The sequence below is a fragment of the Butyricimonas faecalis genome (genome assembly GCF_003991565.1).
Classification (GTDB): domain Bacteria; phylum Bacteroidota; class Bacteroidia; order Bacteroidales; family Marinifilaceae; genus Butyricimonas; species Butyricimonas faecalis.
This window is the reverse complement of sequence record NZ_CP032819.1, coordinates 3,402,781-3,414,323: the sequence shown is the minus strand read 5'-3', so window position 1 is coordinate 3,414,323 and position 11,543 is coordinate 3,402,781. Positions and strand designations below refer to the sequence as shown.

General features: G+C 45.5%; 9 protein-coding genes. 3 read left to right on the top strand and 6 right to left on the bottom strand.

Translation table 11 applies throughout. The features are described from left to right. Positions 1 to 297 precede the first annotated feature (297 nt). The 6 genes from D8S85_RS14475 to D8S85_RS14455 form a co-directional block, all read right to left on the bottom strand. Complete coding sequence (locus tag D8S85_RS14475; RefSeq protein WP_240648678.1) at positions 298 to 762, bottom strand: flavodoxin domain-containing protein; 465 nt, start codon at positions 760 to 762, stop codon at positions 298 to 300. A 5-nt stretch (positions 763 to 767) separates the two neighbouring features. Next, positions 768 to 947, bottom strand: a complete 180-nt coding sequence (locus D8S85_RS21950; protein WP_240648677.1) for a hypothetical protein — start codon at positions 945 to 947, stop codon at positions 768 to 770. A 79-nt stretch (positions 948 to 1,026) separates the two neighbouring features. Beyond that, positions 1,027 to 1,713: a hypothetical protein gene (locus D8S85_RS14470; RefSeq protein WP_127075308.1), complete on the bottom strand. Its 687-nt coding sequence runs from the start codon at positions 1,711 to 1,713 to the stop codon at positions 1,027 to 1,029. A gap of 55 nt (positions 1,714 to 1,768) precedes the next feature. Continuing rightward, a complete protein-coding gene (locus tag D8S85_RS14465) occupies positions 1,769 to 3,826 on the bottom strand; it encodes an acetate--CoA ligase family protein (protein WP_106481299.1) in 2,058 nt (685 codons plus the stop codon). Between the two features lie 81 nt (positions 3,827 to 3,907). Beyond that, positions 3,908 to 4,927 (bottom strand): class 1 fructose-bisphosphatase, encoded by a 1,020-nt coding sequence (gene fbp / locus D8S85_RS14460; protein WP_205702809.1) that lies wholly within the window; start codon positions 4,925 to 4,927, stop codon positions 3,908 to 3,910. Between the two features lie 178 nt (positions 4,928 to 5,105). Further along, positions 5,106 to 6,812 carry a fimbrillin family protein gene (locus tag D8S85_RS14455; protein WP_158641605.1) on the bottom strand — a complete coding sequence of 569 codons (1,707 nt, stop codon included), beginning with the start codon at positions 6,810 to 6,812 and terminating at the stop codon, positions 5,106 to 5,108. A gap of 497 nt (positions 6,813 to 7,309) precedes the next feature. On the opposite strand from D8S85_RS14455, the gene D8S85_RS14450 reads away from it, so the two are divergent. From D8S85_RS14450 to D8S85_RS14440, 3 genes are read left to right on the top strand one after another with little or no spacing between them, the layout of a single operon-like run. Then, a complete protein-coding gene (locus tag D8S85_RS14450; RefSeq protein WP_106481297.1) occupies positions 7,310 to 8,575 on the top strand; it encodes an aspartate kinase in 1,266 nt (421 codons plus the stop codon). Between the two features lie 10 nt (positions 8,576 to 8,585). Further along, a complete protein-coding gene (locus D8S85_RS14445; RefSeq protein WP_106625124.1) occupies positions 8,586 to 9,293 on the top strand; it encodes a glycosyltransferase family 2 protein in 708 nt (235 codons plus the stop codon). Positions 9,294 to 9,313: 20 nt separating this feature from the next. Next, on the top strand, positions 9,314 to 11,023 hold the full coding sequence (locus D8S85_RS14440) for a hypothetical protein (RefSeq protein ID WP_127075306.1): 1,710 nt from the start codon (positions 9,314 to 9,316) through the stop codon (positions 11,021 to 11,023). The last annotated feature ends 520 nt before the right edge of the window (positions 11,024 to 11,543 follow it).

The window sequence follows — 11,543 nt, the reverse complement described above, 5'->3', positions numbered from 1 at the left end:
TAATACATTTTGCGTTCTACATAAGCACGATTACACGGTAAAGACCAATAAACCATGAAATCGCTTGCCTCAAAAGTAACTCTTTTTTCAACAAATCCTCGCTTATGCCTTAAAAATAAAAATAAGCGACTGTCGAACACAAGAGGAGAAAACACCGCTTGACAACCCATCCATCCCCTGTGTAAGGGAAAATTAGAGAGGGTAGACCGGCTAAGACGTATTCGACAGCCGCTTATTTAGTAAGTCCCCATACAGACCCAATGATTCACGCCGCAACTTGCAGCTCGTCACCGACGATCAAATTCGCTCGAACTCCGGCAACACCATATCCAACCATTTGCTTATTCGGGCATCCGTCTTCTCCGGTTCAAAATCCTCATCCAAAGGTAATCCCACAAACAGATCATCGATCACGGCAGTAGAATCCTCGTACGCGTATCCGTCTGTCGAAGTCTTTCCCACAAGCGTTCCGCCAAGTTTTGTCACCAATTCCGCCATGTACCCCATTCCATCCACGAAATTCTTCGGGTAGGTCACGTGATCACCCAAGCCGACAAGAGCCACAAAACGATCTTTCAACGAAATCTTACGCATACTCGGGAAAAACTTGGCCCAACGATCCCTCTGTTCCCTTTCCCACGTACTACGCCCCAAAGAAGAGCATACCAATATCAAATTCTTATAGTCTAACAACTTATCCGCCTGAATATCACTTACACAAAACATATCCACTTGATCCGCCCCGATCTTCTTCTTCAACATCTTGGCTACCCGGTGAACACTTCCCCCGAGGGTGAATAAAAAATCCCCAACCATTTCATCTCGCTCGTCCGCTCATCCAGTAAATAGTTCCCCTTCAGGTCGGCAGTCAAACGTAACGTTGTATCCTCTTTCACTTCCTCTTGCTTCGCCCCCGACCTCTTTTGTTCAGTCTTATTCTTATCCATAAAAATATAGTTTATAGTGATTAAACCATTATCATCAACTATAAACTATACGGTAAGAAAGACGAAAAGTTATAGACGTCTATTTTTTATGCGTGGCAATAGCCAACAAAACTCCCAGGATAACCCCCAGCAAGGCGGCAAATAAAACCCGCATATCACCCGGCAACAAGAACGTGATCGTGTGAGCCGGGAACCAGAAGAATGGAATCGTCTTCTTGAAAACGAAATTCCATTGCACCCGCCAATTCAAATTGGCCATAATCTCCCCCATCTGTATCGGGGTAAAAAAACCGGATAACGTTCCGCCATGAGTCAATATATGTGTATCCGTGATCTTATGCAATGTCATAAAAACAGGAGCAAAAATCGTGTTCTGTGCCACAGAAATACAAAAGGCCACGAACACCTTGTCCCACGACAAACTCTCGCCCATCACGGCAACGGCATTCTCCATCCCCATCGTCTTCAAAAAGACCGGAACCCCACTTGAGAAAATCGTCATGGCCATACTGATACCCATGCCCAAAATCCCCCACACGATAGCACGAGGCCAAATCCCGAAACCTTCCCGGTTATACACTCCCGCACTTATCCTCAACCCGATACATTCTCCAAACGTCGATAAGATCGCGAACTTCAAAAAGCTCATAATCATACCATGCTCGGCGTTAAATGTTTTATAAAAAGAATACACGGAATCACACACGAAGAAAGGCAACAGGCATACGATAACGCACCCGATAACAATAAAATCACTTTTTTTCATCACACATACTTTACAATTTCCCGGGAAGCCACACCTTCCCGGGAAATCTTAAACATTATTTTTCAATACGAATACGAGCATCTACAGCCACCACGTTATCTTTATTTCCCAACAACGGGTTCAAATCCATCTCGAAGATTTCCGGGGCTACCTTCACCAAAGCGGAGATTCTCATCACGGCCTCGGCAAATTTATCCTCGTTCACGGGTTCTTGTCCGCGAACACCCTGTATAATCTTGTACGATTTCAACTCTTTTATCATACCGTGAGCCTCCTCTTTAGACATCGGAGCCAATCCGGCCTTCACGTCTTTCAACACCTCGATAAAGATACCACCCAACCCGCAAAGTACCATGTGACCAAACTTATCGTCCCGTTTAGCACCGATAAACACTTGCGTTCCATCCAACTGTTGGGCAAGCATGATCGCGTATGTATCCTTGATCTGCATCATCCGTTTGAACTCGCGGCGAACCGTCTCCTCGTCCTTCACGTTCAACACGACTCCGCCTACATCCGACTTGTGGATCGGCCCGACAACTTTCATTACCAGCGGGAACCCGATCTCTTTCGCCATCTTAACAATCTCCTCCTCGTTATCAGACACGCCCTCTTTAGCTCTCGCTACCCCGGCTGCATCCAACAACGCGTGAATCTCGTCTGGAGACAGATAACCGTTTTGCGCGTTATCCACCACCTCGCGGATTTTCTTCACGTCCATATCCGGCATTTCAAAATGCTCCGGTTGCGGGGCAGGAGTCTTGTATATCTTACACAAGGCATTTCCAAACAACACCTCGTCCGGGAAATAAACACGACCTTTAGACACGAACTCCGCAATCTCATCCTTCACGATCTTGGAAGAAGGGAAAATCGGGAAAATCGGTTTCTTGCTGGTCTTCATCTTCTCGTCGAGAACATTGTACACATCAAACACGGGAAACAAACCGGGACTACCGAAAATAACTGCCATCCCGTCAATATTATCAAAATCCCGATCACAAGCATCCAAGATATATCCTAACTGTTCAGCCGTACCTGTTGCCAAAAAGTCTATCGGGTTACCCACAGATGACCCGGCAAACAACTTCGCCAGCAACTCTTGTGCCTTCTCTCCTTCAATATGCGGAACATCCATCCCTCCGTTAGAAAGAGCGTCCGTCAACATAACGGCAGGCCCTCCAGCGTGGGTCACGACAGCCATATTACGACCTTTCATCTCCGGGTGCATGAAAATTCCGGCAACCGTCATCAACTCGTCACGTCCGTTACAACGCACGATGCCTGCCTTGCGGAACAACGCTTCCACGGCAACATCCGAGCTGGCTAAAGCTCCCGTGTGAGAAGATGCCGCACGACTTCCGGCTGCAGAACCTCCGGACTTAACAGCAGCGATCCGGCATCCCTTACGAATCAAAGAAGACGCGTGTTTCAACAACTTCTCCGGCTTCTCGATACTCTCCACGTATAATAATTTCACACGAGAACTCGTCTTCGGATCAAACGATTCGTCCATGTATTCCAAAATCTCCTCCACCCCTAACTGAGCGGAATTACCCACGGAATACATGCTATTAAACTTGATCCCTTTTTGCATTCCCGAGTCCATAATAAACAAGGCCGTTGCACCGGAACCGGAAATCAAATCCACCCCTTGCGGGTTCAATTCCGGGATCGGGCTCGTGAATACCCCGCTGTAATGATTTGTCAAAACACCGATACAGTTCGGTCCGATCAATGATCCTCCTACCGAATTCACCGTCTCCACGATCTGACGCTCCAACTTGGCACCCTCCTCGTTCTCTTCATGGAATCCGGCAGAGAGAATAATAAATGCTTTCGTGTTCTTCTGTTTAGCAAGCACTTCCACGGTTGACGGGCAGAATTTAGCAGCAATGGCTAAAATGGCACAATCCACCTCCGGAAGATCCTTCACGTCGCGACATGCTTTAATTCCTTGCACTTCGTCCATCTTCGGATTCACCACGTAAAGTGAACCTTTAAAGTTTCCGTCTTGCAAATTCCGTAACACGGCACCTCCGGGTTTGTGTACGTCATCAGAACCACCCACAACCACAATGCTCTTTGGCTCAATTAATTGTTTTGCTATCATATATTCGATTTATTTTTAACCTCCTCTTTAATTTCAAATGGATGATCGCTGTTACAATCATCCATTTGAAGTTCTTTATTTCTAGATATTATTGAAGAATGTCAGAAACTCCTGTACCTTCTGTACCATCTTCTTCGAGCCCGTGTACAACGGCACCCGCTGATGGAGAGCCTCCGGCTTTATCTCCAGAATTCGCTGCTCCCCGTCTGTAGCCAACCCTCCGGACTGTTCGGCAATAAACGCCATCGGGTTACACTCGTACAACAATCTCAATTTTCCTGTCGGGTGAGAACTGGTTTGCGGGTAAAGGAACACCCCGCCTTTCAACATATTCCGGTGGAAATCGGCAACCAAAGAGCCGATATAACGAGACGTGTACGGACGGTTCGTTGACTCGTCTTTCTCTTGACAATACTTGATATATTTTTTCACACCCACGGGGAAATTCACGTAATTTCCCTCGTTGATAGAATATATCTTTCCACTTTCCGGCGTCTGCATATTCGGGTGCGACAAACAGAACTCCCCGATAGAAGTATCCAGCGTGAAACCATTCACCCCGTTACCGGAAGTGTACACCAACATGGTTGACGATCCGTAAATCACATAACCGGCAGCCACCTGCTCCGTGCCGGGTTGGAAGAAATCTTCCATCACGAGCGGTTCCCCGATAGGAGAAATACGTTTATAAATAGAAAAGATCGTACCCACGGAAACATTCACGTCAATATTTGACGATCCGTCCAGCGGATCCATACATATAATGTACTTTCCATCCTTGCTCAATCCCTCCTCGAAAACCACAATGTCTTGATTCTCTTCGGTAGCTACCCCACAACACTCGCCACTCGCCCTCAACTCATCCATAAAAGTCTTGTCGGCATAGACATCCAACTTCTGTTGGTCCTCTCCTTGCACGTTAATAGAACCCACCTTTCCAAGTATATCTACCAAACCAGCCTTATTTACCTCCCGATGAACTTTCTTGGCAGCGATACCTATGTGGTGCAAAAGTCGTGAGAATTCTCCGGTAGCCCCGGGAATCTCGGCCTGCCGTTCAATAATAAATTGATTTAAAGTTGTAACTTTATGCATTATCATGGTTATGTGTTTTAATTTTTTTGCAAATATAGAGTTATAATCTTTAATTTAAAAGGTTTGCGGGTTTTATTCCGCCTCTTCCGTTCAAATCCTTGCACGTACAACCCAAAACCATGCATCCCTATTGCCAACCAAATTCATCTTAACCATTAACATTAACCCGACACAAGAAGTTTCATCAATAGGCACGAACGGGCCAAATGTTCATTATTGCTTTATCAAAAAGACTATCAGATCCAGATTTTGTTACTCCCCCACAATCTTTAACTGAAATCTCTGTTGAACTACCATAACTCAAGGTACCCATTTCCAAACCCAATCCTTCTTTATGCAAAACAATCCATCTAATTTCATTCAATGCTGGGAAATACCAATTTTCTCCCAAATCCTTACAAACTTTAAAAGCAGGATACAAATCAAGGGTTTCCCCGTTATCACGCGCAAAAGCCTCCACGGTTTTCAGATTCTCCAATCCATCATATCTATTACTTGCTCCAATGAGAGATGCCTTCCCTTTTGATTTTGTCTCACTCCACAATTCGCTTCCTAACGAAGCATTCGCCACAATCCTACCTCGATAAGCATTTATTCCATCTACATTTGTAACAAACGAGTTACTGGCTTCATCATATCCCGTCACTTCCCCCACCGCAAAAATCACCCCATCTCCCCAAGCATCCCCGACCTTGGGTGACACCAAAGACAACTCATCCAAATTATCCCCCAGCAACTCCTTATCCTGAAAGTAATAATCAAACTCATCTCCCGCCTCCGTGTAAAAACGAGCCTTATTCAACTGCAAAGTTCCCCCCTCTTTCTCCCTCGGGAACATAAATTCCATCTTATTCCTTATCACGGGAACATTCAACTTCTCGTAGTTTCTATTCTCAGAAGACAAATACAAATCCGCCCGCTTCACGACCACCCCGCTCGAAACATCCGTTAACGTTGCCACCACATTCTGCCCCTCTTCAAACACGACATAAATCGGCGGTTCCGACTCGTCCCAATCTTCAACCCGGGTACTGATCACCACATCTTTATCGCCTGCTCCCGGATACTGATTTATCAAAACATCACATGTATATAATTTCCCTTTTTCCAGTGACATGCCATCCGCCGGAACCGAATACGACCTTTCTTTTCCATCTTGGACAAAACGAAACAAAACATCCCCACCTTTCACCTTCTGAGGCAAAACAATCACCATCGATTCACTGGCCGGTTGCGCCTGTATATCGTCAACAGCATCTCCCAACGTCAACTCGCCCGTGGCCACGTCAAAACTTCCCTCCCGAACAACGTTTAAAACCTCAAGAGCCGTTATCTGCCCAAAATCAACGGTCTCCGGGGTATCTGTTCTAAAATGGAATAGCAACTTTACAAACTGATGGCTGAAATTCAACGAAATCACGTTATCCGTTGCCCGATAGCGCTCTTCCGATTTCACGTATAAAAAATCAGACCTCAACAAAGCCTCCTCCGACACCTGTTCACCCTCCACCCTCACCGGCACATTCAAAAGATCCGCGGGATTCCCTTCCATTCCCCTGCAACAAAAACCATATATATTTATCGGGTTATTCGGGTACACGTGCTTTTCCCCATCTTCAAAATCTATATTCCCATTGGCATCACTCCTCATCTGGTAAAAATCCTCACTTGCAGGCAATTTTAATTCCTCCTCCTCTTGCTCCACGATATACAACTGCACCTTATCGCCGCTACCCAACCCCGCTCTTGACCCCAACAAATGAACTTGTTGTAACTCCAATACATTTCCTCTAAAACAAATTTCCCGTTCTCCCGACTCGTCCGATGCAACTCGAGCACAACTCAAACACATACATAGACACACGATACCATACAACCAAACTTTTCCCATAATCACATTCATTTACAATTAATAATTCATTCATCAAACACCAAAATCTCGGACAAAGGTATCAAAATAATGCTACATTGCAATTTTTACAACATAAATGCAATCATCACACACCGTTTTACAATAAATGTAACTTAGCTCGGGACTGTCTAGCAAGTCTTATTCCTATCAACAAGCTACCTCCTCCAACTCCCCCTTGCATAGGGGGAGGGTTGATTGCCAAGCGGTTTTCCCTCCTGTGCAAGGAGGGATTAGGGGAGGTAGTCATTAAAAGACTGACTTGTTTGACACACCCTCAACCACCGGGTAAGCGAGGACAGACGAAAAGCTTGCTCGGAATCTGTCGAACGAAAGGTGGTTCGAGACCGTTTCGGGCTCAATACCCCGAAGGGGAGAGGGAGTTGATTGGTCGTGAACTCCTATATAACTTCCCTTATTTTGTATTTTACAATATAAAATTTACTTTTGTTTTGTGTTACTTATAATCGATACCTATAATGAAAGTTTTTAAATTCGGAGGAGCATCCGTGAAAGATGCAACAGGGGTAAAAAACCTCTCTTCAATTGTCCATCAACAACAAGGACAACTTATCGTGGTCGTTTCTGCCATGGGAAAAACGACAAACTTGCTGGAAACATTATGCAACGCCTACTTCCACCAAGACCCCCAAGCGACCGCTATCATGAAAGAACTGAAAAACTTTCACCTGGACATCGTGAACACCCTGTTCCCCTTAAATGACAGCGTCTACAAACACTTGGAAGAATTATTTACAAGCTTGGAAAACATTCTGTCAAGCGAATCGTCACTATGCTATGACTACGAATACGATCGGATCATCTCTTTCGGGGAACTGATCTCCACGACCATCATCTCCGATTACTTAAACATGGAAGGCATCGAAAATCAATTCATTGACATCCGGAAATTCCTCAAAACTGATCAAAACTATCGCAACGCGAACATCGACCTGGAACTTTCCGAACAACTCTGTAAAGATGCATTTGATTTCAACACATCATCCCTATTCGTCACCCAAGGCTTCATCGCCGGAACCCGCACCAACCAAACCACCACGCTGGGACGAGAAGGATCGGATTACACGGCTGCCCTCTTAGCCAACCTGTTAAACGCCGAAGACGTGACCATTTGGAAAGACGTCCCGGGAGTGATGAACGCCGATCCGAAAGAATACGAGAACGCACAAGTAATCAGCAGAATGTCATACAAAGAAGCCATCGAACTATCCCATTTCGGGGCAAAAGTCATTCATCCGAAAACCATAAAGCCGATCCAGAACAAACAAATTCCCCTCTACGTGAAATCATTCCTGCATCCGGAATACAAGGGAACCGTGATACAAGAAATTGACGAACACCTAACGTTACCCCCAATCTATATCAACAAAGAAAACCAATGCTTGTTGACCCTTACCCCGAGAGACTTCTCCTTTATCGCGGAAGAAAAATTAAGTCATATCTTCGCCGTGCTGGCCAAATACAAATTGAAATTGAACCTGATGCAAAACTCCGCCATCAGCTTCTCCTTCTGCGTGGATGGCAACAGCGCCGTGTTCAACGAATTCTTGGATCAACTCCGGGAAGAATTCGAAGTACGCTACAACCAAAACGTCAAACTCATCACGATCCGCCATTACAACGAAGACATCATCCGGGAAATCATCGGAGACACCCCCTCGCTAGTCGAGCAACGCAGCCGGACAACCGCCCAGTTCGTGCTAAGAAATCATGCATCACAATAACTTCAGCGACATGAAACACAAAACACTGTCCATCATCATCCCCGCTTACAACGAAGCCCGAACCCTTTTCGCGTTATTGGAAAAAGTTTATCGCACACGGCTGATTGAAAACATCCAAAAAGAAATTATCGTCATAAACGACTGTTCGAAAGACGAAACGGAAGCCGAAATTCAGCGTTTCATCGCGACGTATCCCGATTGCCCGATACAATACCACAACCAACCTTACAACCAAGGCAAAGGAGCAGCCCTACGAGTCGGGATACAGAAAGCCAGCGGGGAGTGGACCGTCATACAGGACGCGGACCTCGAATACGAACCGGAAGACTTCAACCCGCTATTGGCATGGATGATCGAACACGACGGAAAAGTCATCTACGGATCCCGCTTCCTCAACAAAGCAAACAAACACTCCTACCAGCGATTCTACTTCGGTGGCAGGCTATTGTCCATCATCACGAACATCCTGTACGGGCAACACCTGACGGATGAACCGACTTGCTACAAAATGTTCGACACGGCACTCCTAAAATCCATCCCGTTAACATGCACCGGATTCGAATTCTGCCCGGAAGTAACAGCCAAAGTGTGTCGCAAGGGATACAAAATAAAAGAATTACCGATCCACTATTATCCCCGGAGCATCGACGAAGGTAAAAAAATAAACTGGAAAGACGGGGTCATCGGTATATGGACCCTCATAAAATATCGTTTCTAATTTTAAAGAATCATCTTCATATGGGAATCTTCAATAAAATAAAACCAACCACGTGGATATATCTCTGCCTCGCGATCATCGCGTGTGTATTCATCGTGAACTACTTGAAAATATTTGACTTCAAACCGGACCTGAACGGAGACAACGTTTACTATTACGCCCTGGGAAGAGCCATCGCCGCCGGGAAAGGCTACACGAACATCATGTTCCTGGAAGAAACCCCTCATTCCCACTTTCCCCCGGGCTATCCCCTGTTTAACGCCGGCATCCTACTTTTCACCCATTCCTACACGGCACTAAAAATAGCAAACGGCATCCTGTTCGGGCTATCCATCCTACTCCTTTTCTTCCTCCTGAAAAGGATTTCGGGAAATCTATTAGTCGCCCTGTCAACCTGCTTGTTATGCTGCATGCAGCAAGCCTTACTACGTTTCTCCACGATCGTCATGAGCGAAATGCTATTCACCTTCCTCACGCTGGGAGTCCTGTACCTGATTTCACGGATTGACATGGACCACTTGTTCTGTAAAAAGCGCCCCCGTTCCCAAATCATCTATTTCATCCTGATGATCATCGCGCTGAATTACATCTACTTCGTCCGGACCATGGGAGCATCCATCATTCTGGCAATCATGATATACATCGGAATCCTTTGTATCCGGAAAGGCCTCGCGTACCTCAAAAGCAAACGTAAAAACGACGAGCTCACCATACAAACAGACAACAAACGAGCCCTGTTCAGCCACCTCATAATCCTATGCGTGATCATCGCCTCCTTTGTCGGGGCAAAAACAGCCTGGGACATGCGGAACAAAAGCATTGGGGTCACGAGTAGTGATTATCTCCACGACTTCAAAAAGAAACCCAAAGGCGAAACCATGACCACCTTCTCGGACTGGACCGAACGTATCGAGAACAACCTGATCAGCTACGTGGGCAAATGGATACCCACGGCGATTATCTCCGATGATCCCGGGTTCGACAAAAAAGTAACCACCTCCGAACTTATCGAAGGCATTGGCATCCTAATCATCGTCCTGCTCGGGTTGATCGCGTTAAAAAGAATGCAATTACTCCTGTTCATGTACATCGGCATCACGATGGCCGTACTCATGATTTGGCCGGAACAATACGCCGGACACCGCTACTTTATCGGGATCATACCCCTTTTCATATTCCTGTTCCTAAACGGCTGTCTCGAAATAATGAACATCATCACCAAAAAACTTTCTCTTACCAAATACCGACATGCAATTCCCGCGGGTGGACTGATCGTGTTCCTCCTATTTTTCATGTTCCCACACTATTCAAAAGCCTTGCAACCGCAACAAAATTTTGCAACCTACAAGCAATGGAATGAAAAAATCGCCGACGCCGCTTTCGTGGAGTACATTTATGCCATCAACTGGTGTAAAAAGAATCTTCCCGAAGAAGCGCGCATCGCCTGTCGGAAACCGGAACTTTTTTACCTCTTCTCGGGCGGTAGAAAATCGACCTCCTTTCCCCAGTATGCCGAACCGGAGGACCTGTTCAACCGATTCCAAAAGCAAAAAATTTCGCACGTGATCATCGACCGTTGGTTCCGTCACGGGTATGTCACCGTGTACCCCATGGTCAAAAAATACCCGGATTATTTCAAACCGCTCATCCAGATCGGACAGAACACAAAACAACAGCTACCTACACTCATTTTCCAAGTTTTACCGGAAGGCCAGCCACAAATTCCATAGTTCCGTTCAAAAAAAACAATTACCCCCTCCTTGCACAGGAGGGGGAACCGCTTGGTAATCAACCCTCCCCCTGTGCAAGGGGAGTTGGAGGGGTAGCTTGTTGATAGGAATAAGACTTGTTAAACAGCCCCTCTGGTTATTAGGCGGTTTTACATCCCACGTCCTAAAAATTAAATACCGCGATTCATTATTACAACATGACCAATAGCGGACCGCTACCATGTAAAGCGCTATTAGAACGCTATTAGAACGCTATTAAAACGCTATACGGAATAGCGTTCTATTAGGGATTTAATAGGACACTAATTATTTTCTATCCGCAATTGCTCCTGTATTGCAATACTAGTAATTTTGAAGCGATTAAAGAAAAGAGAATGAACTCTAAACGACCTCTTATAAACGCCATATATGATCCTCCCAAAGAATGAATGTATGAAAAAAAGGAGAGGATTTCCAGTTTCACAAATAAATGGTATATTTGCAACTTGATTTTTTAAATGTGCAAATAAGTAATATCTTA

What these genes read in the sequence shown, in the direction of transcription:
- D8S85_RS14450 (WP_106481297.1), top strand. Translation starts at nt 7,310, where the DNA reads ATGAAAGTTTTTAAATTCGGAGGAGCATCCGTGAAAGATGCAACAGGG.
- D8S85_RS21950 (WP_240648677.1), bottom strand. Translation starts at nt 947, where the DNA reads ATGGATAAGAATAAGACTGAACAAAAGAGGTCGGGGGCGAAGCAAGAG.
- D8S85_RS14465 (WP_106481299.1), bottom strand. Translation starts at nt 3,826, where the DNA reads ATGATAGCAAAACAATTAATTGAGCCAAAGAGCATTGTGGTTGTGGGT.
- fbp (WP_205702809.1), bottom strand. Translation starts at nt 4,927, where the DNA reads ATGATAATGCATAAAGTTACAACTTTAAATCAATTTATTATTGAACGG.
- D8S85_RS14470 (WP_127075308.1), bottom strand. Translation starts at nt 1,713, where the DNA reads ATGAAAAAAAGTGATTTTATTGTTATCGGGTGCGTTATCGTATGCCTG.
- D8S85_RS14475 (WP_240648678.1), bottom strand. Translation starts at nt 762, where the DNA reads ATGTTGAAGAAGAAGATCGGGGCGGATCAAGTGGATATGTTTTGTGTA.
- D8S85_RS14455 (WP_158641605.1), bottom strand. Translation starts at nt 6,812, where the DNA reads ATGGGAAAAGTTTGGTTGTATGGTATCGTGTGTCTATGTATGTGTTTG.
- D8S85_RS14445 (WP_106625124.1), top strand. Translation starts at nt 8,586, where the DNA reads ATGAAACACAAAACACTGTCCATCATCATCCCCGCTTACAACGAAGCC.
- D8S85_RS14440 (WP_127075306.1), top strand. Translation starts at nt 9,314, where the DNA reads ATGGGAATCTTCAATAAAATAAAACCAACCACGTGGATATATCTCTGC.